The following is a 19,153-nucleotide window of genomic DNA, read 5'->3' as shown; positions in this document are numbered from 1 at the left end:
AAAATTTGAATCAAAGACCTTGGAAAGAATTTGAACGAAATAGACACGATACTCCTTAAACCTTATATCAAAATGAAATCAAACGATTTGATCTTGCATGATTGGGATTTTACATAAAAAATGTTCTCATGAATTGGAACGAAGTTCAAGACTGGTTTTCTGAAGACTTTCTCTGGGAATTAGGAAAAGCGACCGGAGTTTTTATTTTCGTATCGTTTTTGGGTTATTTATTAAGCGACAGAATCAGCCCTAAATTGTTCGGAGTTTTTTTCGGAAATAAAATTCTAACCTCTCATCCTATTTACAAAGCAGGAAGAAAAATCATCCGTTTATTTTTCTTTTTACTTTCTTTGTTTTTATTTCTTAAATTCTTAAAACTCAATTCGGTAGAATCCGTTTTTTTAAGTTTCAAAATTCTTTCGATCGTACTTTGTACGATTTCACTCTCTCATCTTTTTTCGGCGATATTAGAAACCAACACAGAAGGAATGGTTTCCTCCGCTTCCATCATAGGCAACGCGATCCGGATCATATTGTTTACAGTTTGTATTTTATTGATTCTTCAATCCTTAGGAATTTCAATCGTTCCCATATTAGGAGCTTTAGGAGTAGGAGGTATTGCAGTCGCTCTCGGTTTACAACCTACACTTTCGAATTTATTTTCCGGCTTAGGAATCCTTCTAGGAAAACAACTCAAAAAAGGTGACTACGTTCGAATGCAAGGAGAAGGATTAGAAGGTTACGTCGAAGACATCACTTGGAGAAGCACTACAATTCGAAAACGTAACGATAGTATAATCGTAGTTCCGAACTCTGTGATGGCTTCCTCCGTAGTCACTACTTTAGAATTGTCTAAAAAATGTTTTTCGATTTCGATCGAAGCAAGTATAACCTATCAAACCGATCTGGAAAAAGTGGAATCACTCGCCGTAAACATAGGAAATGAAGTCTTAAAAAAGTTTTACCCATCCGATTCGCTCGGAGAAATTTCTTTCTCTTATCAAAAATTTGGACCTAGTGCGGTAGGATTTCAAATGGATCTACCCTGTTTAGAATTTTCGGATCAATTTTTGATTCGACACGAATTGATCAAAAGACTACATTCTCAATTTCAAAAAGAAGGAATCGAGTTCAAGTGATGAAATATGTTATCCTCCGGTTGAAAAGGACAATTCCATGTTTTACAGAATATTCTACTATTGGAATGTATTAAGTATTGATATAGTATGCGGAGCGGTTTCTTCGGCCTGGTTCGCTTCTTACGTTTTAAATTCAGATCTAAAGACGGAATTCTGGATATTACTTCCCGTCACGGTTTGGGTAATTTACAGCGCGGATCATTGGATAGACGGCTGGAAACTTGGAGATAAAAGTGCAAATCCAAGACACGAATTTTATTATAAAAACAGAATATTCTTAATTGTTATCACCGGTTTAGCAGCGATTTTTTCTTTTGTATCCGGAATAACATTCCTAAAGGAAAAAATTCTATTGGCAACCTTAGTTATAGGAATTTTTATAGTGATACACTTCGTACTTTCTTATTTACAAGTTTCTTTTTTTTGGAAAGAATGTTCCGTTTCTATCCTTTATACGGCTGGAGTTTGGTTCGGTCCAATTTTATATACTTCTAAAACGGGATGGGGAATTTGGTGTGGTTTATTTTTTTTGACAACACTTTGTAATTCATTCGTAAATTCTTATATGGAAATAGAGATAGATAAAAAAGAAGACGCAGAATCGATCCTAAAATGGATTTCGCAAAAGACGTTGAAAAAGTTGGTTATCGCGTTATCCGGAATCGGAACCGTATTCAATCTGATTTGGTTTTGGAAAAACCAGTGGATAATTTTACCTGAATTTTTTTATCTGAGTATAGGCTATTTAGTTCCGGTAAATATTCTATTTTTTGAATCTTTTTTTCAAAAAAAACAGCTCTATAGAATTTTAGGGGAAGGTTATTTCATCCTTGCCTGTATTCCGGTCATTTTTCGGAAATTGTACCCTATTTGACCACGGGAGGGATTCTCAACATCCAACGAAGAATTTCATAGAACTTTAAGTATTTTAAAATCGGATTTAACCAACCCGTAGTGATACAAAAATAAGTATCATGAGGAGCGGTATGATGAACTCCGTGGTGTTTTGGTCCCAAAATCAATTTATATTTTTGTAATATTCTTATGAACACCGCAGGAGAATCTTGATGCGCCCATTTATGAATTTGATTGGTGGCAAAAATCCCCAAAAGAAGAAAAAACCAAAAAGAAGCGAGTAAATAGCTAAACGTTCCCCCAGACTCCCAAAAGAAAACATAATATACTAAAATAGGTAAAGAAACCAGACAGTTGTTTCCGTTGGTTTCTATAAAATCATGTCTGGTAATTCCTTTCGGATCCACGTGATGATCCCTAAATGGAAATATAAATGCAGGCCCGAAAATCGGAGTGTTTTCCGAACCTACACTATCCCCTAAAAAATGAACAAGTCCCGAAAGAAAATCGGCCCCGAGCCAAGAAAACAAAACCACAAGAGGGATCGCCACAGCCAAATAGGAATGAGTAATAAAATAATCTAAAAATAAGAGAGTAAGTTGATAACCGAAATAAATCGAAAGTAAAATAAAAGCTACAACGCTTAATGTCTCGAAAATTCTGTGAATCGTTAAATTTGGTTTTTGAAGCTGAGTTGGTTCTGTTTTCATAGGACTTCCTAAGTGTAGTCTTATTATAGATAAGAATTCAGGCGAGATTTTTTCAGGAACGAAAGTATGGATTTGAAAAAAAATGAAACTTTACAAACCAAAAATTTTCGCCCAAACGGACCCATTTTTTTAAGATGTTTCAGTTCTATTTTTTTAAGTGATTTTCGAGATCCATAATTCTATAAAAACACAATTCCTAAAATATTCGGATCGAAGTCTAAAAACACCTAACGACACTTTTACGGTCCTTAGTGTTAAATCAGAGATTTCGTCTAAATACCAACAGCATAAAACAAAGCAGTAGTAAAAGACCATACATTTTGAACCGGTATCAAAGTTAAAAACAACCCCCGTAATTCCGTTCAGAATATAATGATAGTTATATTTTTTTATGATAAAATTATTATATAAAATTTATTTACTTAAATCTTTTATATTTTTTTTCGGTTTCATAAAAAAGCAGGCAAACTTTAGCAATTCAAATGTCAAAACTTACACTAAAAATTTAGGAAGATTCAAAATTTTTAATTTAAGGAGAATGAAATGAAACAGATACTTTTATGTTTGATAATCGTATATACATTGTTAGGTTGTATAAAAAATCAAAATGAGGAACTCGGATTTTTATCCGGGACCGCCGATTCGATTTTAAATTTGACCCGAACCACGACCAGTACCCAACTACTTACGATTCCTGCCTGCGCTCCCACTCACGACCCTTCTAAAGGTTATATTTATATACTAAACGCACACGGGCCCTCGTGTGAACCGGTCTCAATTCCTTCCGGAACAACAGTCAACGTTTTGTTTTATCCTCCAGCTAACACTCGTTTTAAGACCTATATGGGAATTTGGAAAGATCTTACGCCTCAAGAACTTTCAGACTTTCAAAATCAAGAAAAACTTCCGACACAAACCAAACATATGGATTCAAAAGATATTACGGAAAAATCCGATTTGATAGCAGCGGGAATACCCTATCAAATGTCATTTTCCACTCTCAATTGGCCTACCGGTACCTATACGTTTACCACGGAAGGAAATCCTGATACTCAGTATCCTACCGTAACCGACAACATCACGATTACTCCCGTAGAAGATCCTAAATTTAATAACGTAATCAACGATATGGTGACAAACAATCGAGACGTATCTCTTTACTTAAACGGATCTCCGATTTCAAGTATAGCGAGTCTCTATCGCGGAAAAACTTACATTTTTGCATTGAATTTAAACAAAATTAAATCCTTACATAAACGGATTTTTGTGGATTTGCTAGATGTTTCGGGAAAGGAACTTCAGTTTTCAGTTCTTACTTTATTCATGATTCCGAATACTACTTCTAAGTACCGAGTCAGTACGGTATGTACTACTGAGAATGATTTCCCGATTTCCATTTCCGATTATCCTCAGGGAATTTTTACCATGCGTTTCCAAGTTCCAGCTTCGGTTAAATTCAAACATTCAAATGATATGAAGTTTAAATTTAAAATCGAATATTATGAAGACTGTTCTTCCGGCGCAGGCACTTCAAAAAAGATGGAAGTCATAAGAGACGTCAAAGATCTTCATAATCCGGAAGCTCCGGTTCCCGTAAATGCCACTACATCTCTAGATACGATCAAAATCCACATCGTACGATTTGGAGATACTCAATATACAACGACAAGTTCTTTGGTTAACTGGGGAAACATTCTAACTTCTGAATTTTATGAAGCCACTAAAAAATACTTCAAACTGGAAATTCAAGGAATCCAATCTCTTTCGATGATTCAGCCGAATATCAACCAGGTCGCGGTTGAAAACTGGTACAACTCAAAACCAAAAACTCCGGGAAAAACTCCTTTAAATTTAAACAATCCAGATGAACGACTTCTGGCGACGATGTTGTATTACGAACAAAATCAATCTAAGTTATGGCCGGATTTGTTAAAAGTTTATACACCCCGGCAAAACGGAGAAGACGTTACGGTGTATCTCTCTGATTTTTTTATGATCTCTAATAATAGTGCCATGTCCATTTCCGAATCGGGTTATTCGATCGTTCCAATTACAGATATTTATTTTGATGATTATTACGGAAATTCAGACGTTTTTTTTAGCACGACAAACGGGGTCACTACCTATCACTTCAATCCTTCTGCGTATAAAGCTTGTAACGGTTGTAGTCCTACCATTGCAAACGCTACACAGTACGTTCAAGTGATGAGACAACAAAATCTATATTATAATTCTCAAAACGTCACTCTACACGAGTTGGGACATACGTCTTGGCATCACAAAATGGGTGGAATCCGGGTTGATGATTTTCCGAAACCAGGCAGACCCTTCGATGAATCTTATCAAGGATCACAACTACTAGGAAATATATACGAAGACTCTTCGATACACTACTTTAGAAATGATGAATATATGTCTGGCTTTAGAAATAGAAATACACTCGATCAGACATACGGAGACATTTTAATCGAAAGATTGCTTTCGAGATATGGAGTAAACTATTGTAATTATAAATACGTCTTTGTTCCACAAATGGGGCATAACGCGAACTTCGGAGGAATCGCTCAAGCGGACGCTTATTGTAATCTGGATTCCAATAAGCCGGAAAAACTTCTTTCTTTGGGAGCTGACTATAAAGCGATGCTCGTAGGTGATACACGTCGCGCTTCCGTTAGTCCAAACGCGGGAGACGGACAGATCGACTGGGTTTTACAACCTCTCCAAGAATACAAACGCGCAGACGAAACCGTGATCGGTACAACCAATTCGGCGGGACTTTTTACGTTTCCCTTGCAGAATTTTTTTGATGGAAATTATACGATTTGGACGGGACTGGATCAAACCTGGAGAAATCAAATTGTCAATGGCAAACAAATCAACTGTCTCAATTGGACTTCTTCTAACACTGGAGAATCGGGTGCATTTGGACTTGCAAATAAGAAATATGCCAGTTCCATTTATAACACTCAGGACACCTGTTCAAAGTTAATCTTGCCCGATCATATGGATCCTTACAACTGGAAAGATTATCCCGCCAGCATTCTATGCGTGGAACAATAACATCTGAGAACAAAAATTAAAAAAAACGCATCCCAAAAAACGGATGCGCTCTTCGAAGTTTATTCTAAAACTTAGATTTATGTTCGGTGACACAAGATTATATATCGAAAAAAGATACAAAGTATGGCTCTCAAATTTCATAACTAAAATAACTTGCTTTCGCATTGGATTCTTCGAACTCACGCTAACTATTCTAAAAAGTTGTCATACCCAATAACAATAATCAAACTTATAAACCGGATATCTAAAACGTGGGAACTCATACTACTTGCTGTTTTCAATCGGAGCTTCAGATGAATTTGTACAATACTCCTTCTCCCACTCCTCCCGGATTTCATCGGTTTTCTTTTTATTACGGTATTGTGTGTATGGAAGTACAATCAAAGGAACAAACCCAATAGGACCGACCCAAAAACCAACCCCAAAAGAAATCAAAACAATAACTGCAGTAAAGTTCTTATTTTGAATTTGGATTTCTCTCATTCTTCTTTTTACGTTATAATAATGTGCAATACATCGCTCGAAACCATTGTTAGGCACCTCCGGAATGGAAATACACGTATAGAATACAAGTGTCCCGATTAAAACGATTTGCTTAAAATATCTTTGATCCATCTTTCCAAAATTACCAAATTGGTATTTTCAACCATTTCCTCGATTTCACTCGTGCGATAAAATCCATATATATAAATGTTTTCTTGACCTGATTGTTCAAGCTCCGATTGAAGTAGAATTTTATTACTTCTTGATATTGTGGTAGCAATCCTAACAGTATATTCTGCTTTTCTAATTTGTAAAGGCCAATAGCCGGGAAACGGATAAATAGCCGGCCATGTCCACCAGTAGTTATATTCTTCCTTATAATCAGGACTGATTTCAACATCAAGAATATACGAATCTGGTTGAAATTCTTCTCCGTCTTTTATTTCGGAAAAAGCCCTATTGCTTTTGATAACAGATTTTAAAGTGGCCTTCCAGGCTTTAGTTTCCTGTAACGAATTGGATTTGAAAACTTCAAATTTACCGATATAAATCGGAGCATTAAAAACGCTTGTTTTTAACTCGTTATATTCCCTAGGAGGGATCTGTCTTATATCTACCTTACAGTGAGCCAAAAAATATAGTAAAACCAGTAAATACGATTTGATTTTATTATTCAAATTCAAACGATTGATTCTTTTAAAACGTATTTTAAAAACGCCTTCTAAATCAAGGTCCGATAAAATTGATTTTGTAAATGATAAGCCTAAATACGTTATGAAACTTTACACTGTCAAAACATTCCAATCCTATTCTAAATTGAAAGATTCTGTCGATTAGAAATGATTTAAACTAACATTATTCATACTATTTTTTCTTTTAGAGAAAATCCTATAAAATGAATTTTTAATATGATGATAACTACAGAATGACAATTTATATAGAAATCTAATGATTAGGCTCGTTATCTTTGATTTTTATAGAAGTTCCTTCGATAAAAATCAAAGATTTCCACTATACAAAAAAAGGAATTAAAAATCATCGTTTTAAAAATATAAAAATTTAATCCGCTTCTTGAACAAAGATCTGCACTGAGTATGATTTGAATCGGATCTAAGTTCTTAATGTAATCCTAAATTTTCGAGTCATTTGATAATGCGGGTTGAAATAAAATCAATTATCCATTCTAATAAAGTCCGTTAGTAATCCTACAATGAATCAAATCAAACTGATACAAAAACACAACATTACAAATCGTATAGAATTGAATTTGGAAAAAGAACAAATTACGATACAACAATATGAGAACAACAATCGGATTCTTTCCCAAACATACGAATATGAAAATCCAAACGTAGCTCATAAAGAGTTTGAAACTTTCGTAAAATGGAAAGCCTGGGAAGGATATTATCCAGAAGAAGAAGGTCCCGATTACGCAGATCGATGGCGCAATTATTGGCTGAACAATTTTCCGGAAAAAAACATTTCTCCGAAACGCCCCACTTATCAACTTTTGATCGAAACGGTAAACAATAGAGATATCGAATTTTTTATCGCAAATAAAAACACACCTGGAATAGAGTTAAAAACGAATTCGGCAAAATTTGGAGATCCGATCCTAATCTACGCAATTAAAACGAAATCGATTGCAATCGTAGATTATCTTTTACATACGATGTGGATAGATCATTCGGTAAAAGATCAAAACGAACGTTCCGCATGGGATCATATTTTCCAGACAAAAGATTCTTTCTTAGGAAATTTATTTTTAAACAACATTGTTCTCCTTGGAACCGAAGACGAAATAAAAAAATACAGAATAGAACTAGGACTTCCCACAGAAGAAGAAACTAGTTCTTCTAAAACCGAAGAAAAAGAGAATCATAAAAATAAACAAGGATTTGAAGTTGACGTTTTAACAAATTTTGCAATTCAAAAAATCAAATCTTTTGCGAAAGCCCACGTAGATGAAACTTTTTACGGTTTTGCAATCGATGCCTCTTATATCAAGATGAACAGTATCGAAGCCTTTGAAAAAACTTTACAAGAATATCAATCAAAATGGCCGAACAACTACAACACTCCTGAGAAAATTCAAAAGTTAAAAAATAACGTAGGAGACTGGAAATATACTCTCGCTGATTTTATAGAAACGTACGACGAAAATGAAGACGAAGACGATTGCCCCTTTGACGAGGAACTCTACGATAAACATTATAACGCAGACGACCTAGAACAAAAAAACAGCGAGTATGCGCAGGCAATGAATTCAATTTTAAATAATCTAATACAGCAAGAGGTTTTTCGAAATTTAAAAACCTCAGCCGATTTCAATTGTTTGAGAGCAGAACATAATTATTGAATCTTTAATTTAAGCAATGTATTAAAAGTTAACATTGATCTATCAGGGAAATATAGAACTCCTCACAGACTCTATTTACTCCGAAACTTATGTCTTTTTTGAGAGAAATAGTCTCAAGTTTTTGAAGTAAACCAAAAGGTTCAGCGAGGATCACTTATTTAACGTGAGTTCGACATAAGAAAATTTTACTCACACCGTTTTATACACTTCAAAATTTGTCTCAAAAAAAACGACAGAAGATACAAATATATAGATTCAACCGTTTTTTCAGAATATCTTGGAAAAAGAATCAGATTTAAATCAAAGATGTATTCATTAAATAGAATATACTAAATCAATTTCGGATAGAAATATGAACCACCACCTAACATTCAAAGACGATAAATCTGATAAATTCTGGAACATAGAAGTTTCCGGAAATTCTTTTACGGTTACTTACGGTAAAACCGGTACAGCCGGTACTTCTCAAACCAAAACTTTTGATAACGAAGAAATTTGCGTCAAAGAAGCTCAAAAGTTACTTTCAGAAAAATTAAAAAAAGGTTATATAGAAGGAAACACACAAACTTTTTCCCAAAAAGAAAAAACTTCCGCACAAACGCCCAACGATTTTCGCCAAGAATGGGAAAAAATTGTAAATTCTAAAGATCTACAGAAAGATTTAATAAAACACTTTTCTTATCTAGTCGACTCTACCGGCTTTGAACCGGTATTACATAAAATTTTCGAACATGCGACGGGGGCAAAAATAAACGGAAATACTTTGATCGTAGAATTTAAAAACGGAAACACTCTTACGGCCGAACCTCCTGGTAATTCAAATTCTTACAAGAAATTTCCAAAGTCATTCTTAAAACTAATTGAAAAACATAACACGTTAAAAACAAATCGAATAGAATTAGGAAAATGTTATTTCGATTTTGATATTTTCGATGATGGAGATCGGGTCTATGAAATCTTCGATGGTAAAGAAAGTAACGTATTCTGTCCTCTCAAGTTTACGGACAATTCAGATTGGATCTATCACCCAACCGAAAAAAATAAAGAAGGAGAACCTGCCATTTTTCCAGTTATTCACGAATTGGAGGATGAAATCAATCTAGAATATTATAATATTGGCTCACTGTTTCTAAAAGAACTTTGTGACGAATTCGAAATAGAAATCGAAATCCCGATTGCCGAACGCCCTGCAGATCCTTTTGCAGACTTAAAAACAAACTGGTGGAATAATCTCAGCGAAGTTTGGAAACAAACTTTCCGCAGTCAATCTGAAAACAAAGATAAGGAACCTACATTTGAATCAATACTAACTTTAGAAAAATTGAATTTAACCGATTCCGCAATTTCTGATCTAAAACCTTTAGAAGCGCTTTTGGCCGAAAAAAAATTCAAGTTAGAAATCATACGTTTAGCCGACACTTCCGTTTCTGATATTGCGATTTTGGCATTAGCTAAAAAAAAGCTATTTAGTGTGGATATTTCCGGAACTCCGGTCAAAGACGTTTCTATGCTAAAAGAAATTAATTTCTTAACCGCAGACAGATGTACAGAGTTAGATTTTTCCACCGTAACGAAATTGAAAAAGTTACGCCAACTTTCTCTGCAAGACACAAAATTGAACGACCTTGAATTTCTACACGACTTTACAGAACTAGAACAACTGAATATCAACGGCACTCCTCTTACTGACGAACAGATTCAAAAATTTCAGATACGTTTCAATAAAGATCGATTGGAAAAAAACAAAACGGTTTCCTACGGACGTGATCCTTTAAAACTAGATATTCATCCAGAAATTAAAGATCCGTTGTTACGAGCGCTTGCGGATAATAGCGATTACAAACCAGAACTTGCTTTGGAAGTTGGCGAAAAACTTTTAGCACAAAGTGCGGAGAGAAAAGATATAAAACAAATCCTCAAGGATATGATTTCTATCTGTGATAAACAATGGCGCAAGTATCTTTACATTAAAACCCCCGAAGGTGAAAAAAAATACGAATTCTTTAACCAAAAAGAAAAACGATTCCAATATATTCTTGAAACGGATGATTTTAGCACTCCTGTCTCCATCATGAGTGTCTCCGATCCTATTGCAGAGATAACCAGTCTGATTCCATTTATCTATGAAAATAAAAAGAAGTACAAAGCGTTCTGTACTATCAAAGACGATTCATTTTATCACGTTAACGCCATTTTAGAAATCATCTCTAAAACAAAATACCACGACGTAACTCTGGCTCAGATAGAAGAGGCTGTAAAAAAATCGAACTATGTGGAATATAAAATTAAAGAAAACGGAGATATGTATATCAAAGTAAAAAAATAAGATCGGACAATACAAGGACAGAGTTTGAATTTGTATTCAAAGACTACTTACTACTTTATTTAAAATGAGTTTGGCTAAGAAAGAATTTTCTAAAAGTATGAGTCTCTACGATTTTAGAATTGATTCGTAAAACCATGATTTGTGGTAGTTCCCACATTTTAAAAATCAATCTGCAGGATTCAGATTCTAATTTTTTTAGAAAAATGAATCCTTACCAGAACTCACGTTATTTAGAAGTTGTATAAAATTCAATCATGTAGAAACTCTTATAATTTTTAAATTCTACTAAAAACGTATCTATTGTAGTATAAAGCGTAATGTATAAAAGTTACTACGGTTTGTTATCAACCATGTTATGACTTAATTTTAAAGTTTTAGAGAAGACTCTGATTGATTTCTATTGGTTAGAGTAACTTTCATTCTAAAAAAAATAAAACCGTGAGGTATAAAATTGAATACTGTAAGTTTTTATGAAAAAGCGCGCGTTTCAGTAGAAAATTTTGAGTATTCATTTGAATAGTGAGCTTTACTAACCACCGAGATACAAAAAACACATATCAATCGATTAAAAATATTATTCAACCTTAATATACTGATAAACTAATCAATAAATCTATATTTCAAAGAATCTAGGATCCATCAAATGAACCACCACCTAACATTCAAAGACGATAAATCTGATAAATTCTGGAACATAGAAGTTTCCGGAAATTCTTTTACGGTTACTTACGGTAAAACCGGTACAGCCGGTATTTCTCAAACCAAAACTTTTGATAACGAAGAAATTTGCGTCAAAGAAGCTCAAAAGTTACTTTCAGAAAAATTAAAAAAAGGTTATATAGAAGGAAACAAATCTCCGAAAGAAGTTCAACAAGAAGTTAATAAAATTATAATTTCTAAACCTGAAGAGAAAACAAAATCCAGTCGGCAAGAAACAGATAAAATCGTAATTTCAAAATCTGAAAAAAATTTAAAACCAACCGAACCACACTCTCAAAAAACTGAGACTAAAAAAGAAAATTTAAAACAAAACTCTAAAGTTCAAGAACGAAATTTAGAAACCTCTCCTTCGGAAAATTCTACAGAGTTAAATAAAATCAGCCTTTATTATCAAGGGGATGGTAGCGATAAAGTTTATCATGTAAATATAGATCCGGAAGGTGACGGTTACGTAGTTCATTTTGCGTTCGGCAGAAGGGGAAGCTCTCTCCAAACCGGAAGCAAAACCTCAAAGCCAGTATCTTATGAGGCCGCACAAAAAATTATGCGTCAGCTCGTAAATTCCAAGATGGCCAAAGGATACACGGAAATAGAATCCGGTACTCCTTATCTACATTCTACAAAAGAAGAACGAATCAGTGGAGTTCATTGTCAACTACTCAACCCTATCGACGAAGAAGAACTTTCCTCATATATCGAAAATGATCAATATGGTGCCCAAGAAAAATTAGACGGAAATCGTATGATGATTCGTAAAATCGGCAACAACATAGAAGGAATCAATCGTAAAGGTTTGATCATTGCAATTTCTCAAATTTTACACGATCATTCTCTTGATTTTACAGAAGATTTTATTTTAGACGGAGAAGCAATCGGAGACGTGTTTTATCCTTTCGACATTTTTTCTAAAGACGGAAACGATATTCAACATCTTCCCTATCAAGAACGTTATACGATACTGGAATCTATTTTAAAAGCCCCAGATGATACCTTTCGTATCGTAAAATTGGTCACGTCCACAAAAGACAAAAAACTTATGTTCGAAGAATTACAAACAAAACAAAAAGAAGGAATCGTATTCAAAGATTTGAATGCTCCTTATAAAGCGGGTCGTCCCGCAAGCAGAGGCTCTCAGATTAAATTTAAATTTTATGAAACCGCAACGGTAAGCGTAGAAACGGTAAATTTAAAACGTAGCGTTAGTATGCGTCTCTACGACGGTAACGATTGGGTTTCAGTCGGTAACGTTACCATACCGATCAACTTTGAAATGCCGGAAGAAAAAGATATAATCGAAGTTCGTTATTTATATGCATACAGAGGAGGCTCCTTGTATCAACCTACTTATCTTGGAGTTCGAACCGACGCAGACGAAAACGACTGTGATCTAAAACAGCTTAAGTATAAAAGTGCTTAATAAAAGCTTAATACAATTCGCTTTTGTTTTTAGTTATGCAATATTTTCTATCAGATCAATTTGATAAATTATGAATCAAAATTTTCTTTTAGAAAGAATCAAAAACAATCCATCGATGTAAGTGGGAATCCGATTCCAAACGAAAACAAGGGAAAATTAGTGCAAAACCTAAAACAAAAAAATCGAAAGCTTCAAATCAATTTCAAAAAATCGAAGCAGACAAAGGAAACATTTATACAAATGTTCTAGTTGCGTATTTTCTAATACAACAATATTCAGAAGCAATCGCAGAATTAGGAAATCCCTGGGAAATTCAAACCGATTTAGGATCTTTTTTTCTCAATCTGGCCTGCGTTTATGTAAAACTAGAAGATACAACGTCTGCAATTAGAGCCGTGATGGAAGCGTTAAATCGCGGTTATACGGTCGAAAAGTTAGCTAAAGACAATGATCTAAAACCTTTGATCGACCTAACGGTATTTCAATTTTTATTAAAAAACGGTTCCAATGAATTTGTAAGCGAGACGTTTTTCAAAGAGCAAGATTGTATAGAGTTGATTCGAAATCGATCCGAAATTATAGAACGAGATATGTTTGCCACGAAAAATATCACACAATCTAATTTTAAATTAGAAACACCTCATCAAATAGCGTTTAAATTCGCAGAGCTAAAGGATCTACACACTCAGTCTGGCTGGAAATCCGATCCTAAAAAACTTTCTCCCATCGAGGAAAATTTAGCAAAAGAAATCGATTCTATTCTAAACGAGTTTAGTGTTTCTAAAAATTCAGATTCTAAAGTAGGTGCAATTCTTATGGAATGGGATTACGACGACGATGGATTTTCGTACTATCTTTGTATCGAAACTTACAAAAACGTTGAAAAAGCGAAAATAAAATACAGAACCTATCATGGTACGGATAAAGATACAATCTATGAAAACGATTTAGAACACAGAGATAGAATTTACTCGCAGGAGTCTTTTGAAAGAATAGTAAATCGTCTAACGCAGGAAGAAAGTTTTCAGAAAATAAAAAAGCTGCCTTTACTTTTTTTCGTTCACGCCGAACATGATTCGGGAAACGAATTTATAGTCGAACACGAAATTTGATAGCCTAGATGTATATATTATTTTTTAAATATTCAAAAATAATAATTTTTGGCATGTACAAATTTTTTAAGTTTGATTTAAAAAAAATAGAGTTGTTGAAAAATGAATCCTTCATATATTTCTGTTTTACGGGAACGGTCGACTGAAGCATTTTGTTAATCTGAACTATGGAATTTTTCAACAACTCTAATTTAGATCTATTCGTTTCTATTAGAAACTTCTAAATAAACTATAAATTAGCTCATCAATATGGCATAAAATATATCAACATACGGAGACAAAGTAATAAATTTTTATCACAACTCTATTTAACCTAAATTTCATGGAGAAAATTTTAGCGAATTAAAAATTCAATGAAACAAATCGCGTAAACTCAGCAAAATGCTCTCTACGAACCGCGCTTTAGGCACAACATAAGAATCGCTTTCGCATTGATTATGCCAAACTTACGTTATTTAAATAAAAAAATGTTGAATATCTTATTACATAATTCCGAGCAATACCCCGATAATTAAAATCATGAAAGATCGCCTAACATTCAACTTTTATAAATTTCTAAATACTAAAATATCAAACAAATCCTTTCTTTTATTGGCTTTGATTATACTATCGAACTTATACTGTCAAAAGATAGACATCGATTCCAGAAAGATATTTATTGCAAAAGGAAACAAAAAACTTCCCTTTTACATAGAAATTGAAGGTCGTAACTACACTTTTGATCCGGAACAAAAACTTTTAAAGGTTCGTTATCCTATCTGGTATAAAGATCCGTTTTGTACTACTGAAGCCTGTGCACAAATGATCCGAGTTGCAGAAGCAGAAATCTCATTTCGAGATCAACCCATTCTCACCAAACGCTCTTTATACGAAGTCAGAAAAACAGATTCTTGGAAAGAATGGTTTCCAAATGAAGATAATAAATTTTTTCAACCCGATCAGAATCTGTCCAACTTGGAACCGGAATTAAAAAAACAAATCAAACAAAGAATTAGATTCCCAGAACTTTCCATTAACTTATTGATGAATTATAAAATCGACTCGGAAGTTAAATTGATTCTTTATCTTGCCGTTTCGAAACATAGTACGACGGATCATAAAGAACTTTGTTTAGTTCGAAAATCTAATATTTTAGATTGTTTTTCAGTATCTCAATCCAATTTTGATTTTCTTTCTTTAGGAAATAATCGGTTTCTTCTGGCTGAATCTTATCGAGGTACAGATTTTAGATATTTTGAAATTCATAAGGATCGATTTGTTCTAGAAGATAAATCGATTGAAAATTTTTCTTTCTGTATAAATGAACTTGTCTGTGAAAACAATCAAATTCATTTTAATGAATGGGAAATAGAACATTTTGACTAGAACCAAATAACTTCACCATTCCAAACTATATAAAAAGTTAATCTATTACACAAACATCAATAGAAAAATCTAAAAAATATCAATATGAGTAAGATATTCTACTATGTTGAAATCAAATTTCAAAAATAGAGTTGTTGAAAAATTCTATAATTCGATCAAAAAAAACTGTATCAATCGACCGTTTCCATGAAGCAGAAGTTGATGGAGACTAATTTTCAACAATTCTAATATAGAAAACTAAACGGATTATAAACTTACCGAGCAGAAAAAACTTTTATAAAATAAATTTTAAATTAGATAACAATCACTAAACAACGATTTTATGAAAAAACTTGATTGGATGATCACCAATTTTAAATTTTATAGAGATTCTTTAAGATCTATTTTGGGACAGGTTTTAAAGAAAAAACTCAACCTTTCTCAAAATGCCATAAATTCAAAAATAGGTAGAACACTTCAAACAATCTAAAGATAAACAATCAAAACTTTTTCTACTTGCCTTAAAATACTTAAGAACAAAATCTTTACCTGGACGTTGGGGGTGGGGTTCACTGGATGAACCTCTGAGAGAGTCCCCGGAACCTGATCAGGATAAAACCTGCGTAGGAAAACGGACCTGTAAAATTTATATATTCAATTTTTTGAATGTATTTTCAAATTTCGTCTATATAAATTCTTACAAGACCTTATCTTTAAGGTTATATTCCTACCTCGGTTCCAACTCCAAACTAACGCCAGGAGAATCTATGGAACCTGTTCAAAAATTACAAATTCCTTATAAACCAATCCGACTAAGCGACGGAACCGAATATCAATCCTATCACACTGAAGGAGGTCTTTCTGGAAAACAACCTTCGGATTATAAAAACGGAATCCCGGCTTTTAGAAAAGAATGGATTCAAAAACGTTTCAATCACTCAAACCATTCTCAGATGTATTTTGCTAAAAAAGGTATTATCACCGAAGAAATGCGTTACGCAGCATTTAGAGAGAATATGGAACCAGAATTCGTCCGTTCAGAAATCGCCCGTGGCAGAGCAATTCTACCTTCCAATCGGAATCATCCCGAACTCGAACCGATGGTTATCGGTAAAAATTTTTTAGTAAAAATCAATGCAAATATTGGCAACTCCACATTCGGTTCCTCGATCGAAGAAGAAGTCGAAAAGTTACACTGGGCGATCAAATGGGGTGCAGACACAGTCATGGATCTTTCTACGGGAAAAAACATACACGAAACCAGAGAACGAATTTTGAGAAATTCACCCGTCCCAATCGGGACCGTTCCTATATATCAGGCCCTAGAAAAGGTAAAGGGGAAAACAGAAAATTTGAATATTCAAATTTTCTTAGAAACTTTAGAAGAACAGGCAGAACAAGGAGTAGATTATTTTACAATTCATGCGGGAGTACTTTTGAGATACATTCCGCTTACTACAAATCGAGTAACCGGAATCGTTTCTAGGGGAGGTTCTATACTTGCAAAATGGTGCCAGACACATCACAAAGAGAATTTTTTATATACTCATTTTGACGAAATTCTAAAGGTAATGAAAAAATACGGCGTTTCCATTTCACTGGGAGACGGCCTTAGACCTGGTTCGATCGCAGATGCGAATGATAAGGCTCAATTTTCAGAATTAGAAACCCTAGGTGAATTGACTCAACTTGCTTGGAAAGAAGACGTCCAAGTTATGATAGAAGGCCCCGGACATGTTCCTATGAATTTAATCAAGGAAAACGTAGATCTTCAAACAAAACTTTGTCAAGAAGCGCCTTTTTATACGTTAGGCCCTCTTGTAACGGATATAGCACCAGGCTACGATCATATCACTTCTGCGATCGGTGCCGCCATGATAGGTTGGTACGGAACAGCTATGCTCTGTTATGTGACCCCCAAAGAACATCTGGGACTTCCCAATAAAGAAGACGTCAAACAAGGAGTAATCGCATACAAGATTGCCGCCCACGCCGCCGATTTAGCAAAAGGACATCCTGGAGCGATCGATAGGGACAATCTTTTAAGCAAAGCTCGTTTTGAATTTCGCTGGGAAGATCAATTCTCGCTTTCTTTGGATCCCGAAACCGCAAAAACATTTCACGACGAAATGCTTCCACAAGATCGGATGAAAACAGCACATTTCTGCTCTATGTGTGGTCCTCATTTCTGCTCGATGAATCTAACTCAAGACTTAAGGAAATCTGCAGAAGAAGAAATCCAAGAATCCTAAACGATCCAAGTAGAACTTCGAAGGAATTTTTGGAAGGAGGGGCGGAAATCTACGGAAATTCTTAAAGAGTTATCTCGATAGAGCCATGCCAAATATGTATTCTTCAACTAAGAGCCGGTTATCTTTTTAATGCCCCCTCCTCCACCACCTAGCATAACCTTGAAATATACCAGTAACGATATCGAGAGTCAGTGTAAACGGCAAAAGGACCCAACGCATTCCATAGACAATTACGTTACCTGGGCTGAATTGTTTGGCCTCAGGCAAAAATTCAATATCCACAATGGAGAAACCTTTCTGGGTCGATTTTGGTTCGTACAACCAAACGGCTATCGCCATCGTCAGGAAAACGGTCTTCCCTGTCTTACGATCCTTTTCGCCCGATCCGCCCCATCTCTTAACTATAAAAATGGTAGGAGGGGTTCTAGGAATTTCCGATAAAGAAAGCAATTTTGAAGTAGGTGGTTGGGAACAATCCGCAGACGTCTGAATACATACATTTCGACGAAAATCAGAGCCGACATCAAATTTAGTACAGTCAAGTACAAGGATTCTATTTTTAGAATCAGAGAGACAGAGTCTTTCATCCGATCCCCAACCTACACCACGCTTTTTGAATATCGGAAATCGTTTTTCGAATCGGAGTACCTCGATAGATTGTAATAACCGAATGCTGCCATGGTAAGACGATCGCGGTTCCTATATCAGGAAGAAATAATTTCCTGGATACATTTTCTACTCGGATCCGAGAAATGTCTGTGTCGCCCTCTTTCCAATCGCATTCATTTTTCAATTTAAGGTGGCGTATATCGTAGGAATATTCTTTGTTAGAGTTTTCACTCGACGACAAAGCGTCCGCACAGTAGTAGTGAAATTTAGATTTTCCATCCGCTATATACGATAATTCTAGAATGGGACGTTTCTCATTCTGCAATAGACGCAGTTGATCTAAAGGCGGATCTACGGACTCATAAAACGAAGTTTCTTTTTGTATCTTTATCAACTCCATCGTCGCACAGTTTAGAAAAGGAAAACAAGAGAAAAAGACGATCAGAAACCAAATCCATTGACTTGGATGCGAGAAAAGAACGATAGGTTTTTTAAACCGAAATGAAAGAATATTTCTATTCATGGGATGACTTGTATTCGATTGTATTGGATCGGTAAAGAGTTTTATACAACATTATACGCTTCCTTTAGTGAGTGCGACTTTAGAAACCGGTTCTGAACTGAAAAGATTGTTCCACTCTCAAACGAATTTTTGATAAATGCTTACAGCGCGTCCCAAAACTTACTGAGCAATTCATAAAGAACGAAGCGGCTTGAGTTTCTTTTACTTTGTCAAAAAGGGTAAGCTGCGGAAACTCAACAAAACG

11 protein-coding genes, 2 pseudogenes and 1 riboswitch are annotated in these 19,153 nt (G+C 34.7%); of the genes and pseudogenes, 9 read left to right on the top strand and 4 right to left on the bottom strand.

Annotated features, from left to right (window positions below; genetic code table 11):
- Positions 1 to 128 precede the first annotated feature (128 nt).
- On the top strand, positions 129 to 1,139 hold the full coding sequence (locus LEP1GSC049_RS211735) for a mechanosensitive ion channel family protein (RefSeq protein WP_016560942.1): 1,011 nt from the start codon (positions 129 to 131) through the stop codon (positions 1,137 to 1,139).
- Positions 1,140 to 1,176: 37 nt separating this feature from the next.
- Positions 1,177 to 2,013, top strand: coding sequence for an LA_0991 family prenyltransferase-like protein (locus LEP1GSC049_RS211740; RefSeq protein WP_004757018.1), 837 nt, complete (start codon positions 1,177 to 1,179; stop codon positions 2,011 to 2,013).
- Here the strand turns inward: LEP1GSC049_RS211740 and LEP1GSC049_RS211745 are convergent.
- Positions 2,006 to 2,704 carry a fatty acid desaturase CarF family protein gene (locus LEP1GSC049_RS211745; RefSeq protein ID WP_004755809.1) on the bottom strand — a complete coding sequence of 233 codons (699 nt, stop codon included), beginning with the start codon at positions 2,702 to 2,704 and terminating at the stop codon, positions 2,006 to 2,008. The two genes, LEP1GSC049_RS211740 and LEP1GSC049_RS211745, sit on opposite strands and share 8 nt — an antisense overlap.
- 543 nt (positions 2,705 to 3,247) lie before the next feature.
- Between LEP1GSC049_RS211745 and LEP1GSC049_RS211750 the strand changes: the two genes are divergently transcribed.
- On the top strand, positions 3,248 to 5,764 hold the full coding sequence (locus LEP1GSC049_RS211750) for an extracellular matrix-binding protein Lp95 (protein WP_016560925.1): 2,517 nt from the start codon (positions 3,248 to 3,250) through the stop codon (positions 5,762 to 5,764).
- Positions 5,765 to 6,028: 264 nt separating this feature from the next.
- Here the strand turns inward: LEP1GSC049_RS211750 and LEP1GSC049_RS211755 are convergent, their stop codons facing one another.
- Together LEP1GSC049_RS211755 and LEP1GSC049_RS211760 are read right to left on the bottom strand one after the other, a co-directional pair.
- The gene (locus LEP1GSC049_RS211755) at positions 6,029 to 6,247 is read right to left on the bottom strand and encodes a hypothetical protein (protein ID WP_004769232.1); all 219 of its coding nucleotides are present in this window, start codon (positions 6,245 to 6,247) and stop codon (positions 6,029 to 6,031) included.
- A 98-nt stretch (positions 6,248 to 6,345) separates the two neighbouring features.
- The gene (locus LEP1GSC049_RS211760) at positions 6,346 to 6,924 is read right to left on the bottom strand and encodes an LBF_2127 family putative lipoprotein (RefSeq protein WP_025186077.1); all 579 of its coding nucleotides are present in this window, start codon (positions 6,922 to 6,924) and stop codon (positions 6,346 to 6,348) included.
- 533 nt (positions 6,925 to 7,457) lie between these two features.
- Here LEP1GSC049_RS211760 and LEP1GSC049_RS211765 point away from each other — a divergent pair.
- From LEP1GSC049_RS211765 to thiC, 6 genes and pseudogenes are all read left to right on the top strand, one after another.
- On the top strand, positions 7,458 to 8,606 hold the full coding sequence (locus LEP1GSC049_RS211765) for a DUF4303 domain-containing protein (protein WP_004755848.1): 1,149 nt from the start codon (positions 7,458 to 7,460) through the stop codon (positions 8,604 to 8,606).
- A 352-nt stretch (positions 8,607 to 8,958) separates the two neighbouring features.
- Positions 8,959 to 10,932 carry a WGR domain-containing protein gene (locus LEP1GSC049_RS211770; RefSeq protein ID WP_004755900.1) on the top strand — a complete coding sequence of 658 codons (1,974 nt, stop codon included), beginning with the start codon at positions 8,959 to 8,961 and terminating at the stop codon, positions 10,930 to 10,932.
- A 643-nt stretch (positions 10,933 to 11,575) separates the two neighbouring features.
- Positions 11,576 to 13,069, top strand: coding sequence for a WGR domain-containing protein (locus LEP1GSC049_RS211775; protein ID WP_004755788.1), 1,494 nt, complete (start codon positions 11,576 to 11,578; stop codon positions 13,067 to 13,069).
- 194 nt (positions 13,070 to 13,263) lie between these two features.
- Positions 13,264 to 14,181, top strand: a pseudogene (locus LEP1GSC049_RS0206745) (tetratricopeptide repeat protein); the annotation flags it as partial.
- A gap of 519 nt (positions 14,182 to 14,700) precedes the next feature.
- Positions 14,701 to 15,546 carry a hypothetical protein gene (locus LEP1GSC049_RS211785; protein ID WP_004763284.1) on the top strand — a complete coding sequence of 282 codons (846 nt, stop codon included), beginning with the start codon at positions 14,701 to 14,703 and terminating at the stop codon, positions 15,544 to 15,546.
- A gap of 527 nt (positions 15,547 to 16,073) precedes the next feature.
- Positions 16,074 to 16,172: riboswitch (TPP riboswitch) on the top strand.
- A 120-nt stretch (positions 16,173 to 16,292) separates the two neighbouring features.
- The gene (thiC, locus tag LEP1GSC049_RS211790; protein ID WP_016560896.1) at positions 16,293 to 17,777 is read left to right on the top strand and encodes a phosphomethylpyrimidine synthase ThiC; all 1,485 of its coding nucleotides are present in this window, start codon (positions 16,293 to 16,295) and stop codon (positions 17,775 to 17,777) included.
- A 126-nt stretch (positions 17,778 to 17,903) separates the two neighbouring features.
- On the opposite strand, the pseudogene LEP1GSC049_RS2000000225175 reads toward thiC, so the two are convergent.
- Positions 17,904 to 18,909, bottom strand: a pseudogene (locus LEP1GSC049_RS2000000225175) (hypothetical protein).
- Positions 18,910 to 19,153 lie beyond the last annotated feature (244 nt).

Origin of the sequence: Leptospira kirschneri serovar Cynopteri str. 3522 CT (assembly GCF_000243695.2) — a bacterium.
In the GTDB taxonomy this organism is placed as follows: Bacteria; Spirochaetota; Leptospiria; order Leptospirales; family Leptospiraceae; genus Leptospira; species Leptospira kirschneri.
Note: the sequence above shows the minus strand (reverse complement) of the source record. Positions and strands in the feature narration are given on the sequence as shown.

Excerpts from the sequence above, each read along its gene's own strand:
- LEP1GSC049_RS211735 (WP_016560942.1), top strand. The coding sequence starts at position 129 with ATGAATTGGAACGAAGTTCAAGACTGGTTTTCTGAAGACTTTCTCTGG.
- LEP1GSC049_RS211740 (WP_004757018.1), top strand. The coding sequence starts at position 1,177 with ATGTTTTACAGAATATTCTACTATTGGAATGTATTAAGTATTGATATA.
- LEP1GSC049_RS211745 (WP_004755809.1), bottom strand. The coding sequence starts at position 2,704 with ATGAAAACAGAACCAACTCAGCTTCAAAAACCAAATTTAACGATTCAC.
- LEP1GSC049_RS211750 (WP_016560925.1), top strand. The coding sequence starts at position 3,248 with ATGAAACAGATACTTTTATGTTTGATAATCGTATATACATTGTTAGGT.
- LEP1GSC049_RS211755 (WP_004769232.1), bottom strand. The coding sequence starts at position 6,247 with ATGAGAGAAATCCAAATTCAAAATAAGAACTTTACTGCAGTTATTGTT.
- LEP1GSC049_RS211765 (WP_004755848.1), top strand. The coding sequence starts at position 7,458 with ATGAATCAAATCAAACTGATACAAAAACACAACATTACAAATCGTATA.
- LEP1GSC049_RS211770 (WP_004755900.1), top strand. The coding sequence starts at position 8,959 with ATGAACCACCACCTAACATTCAAAGACGATAAATCTGATAAATTCTGG.
- LEP1GSC049_RS211775 (WP_004755788.1), top strand. The coding sequence starts at position 11,576 with ATGAACCACCACCTAACATTCAAAGACGATAAATCTGATAAATTCTGG.
- LEP1GSC049_RS211785 (WP_004763284.1), top strand. The coding sequence starts at position 14,701 with ATGAAAGATCGCCTAACATTCAACTTTTATAAATTTCTAAATACTAAA.
- thiC (WP_016560896.1), top strand. The coding sequence starts at position 16,293 with ATGGAACCTGTTCAAAAATTACAAATTCCTTATAAACCAATCCGACTA.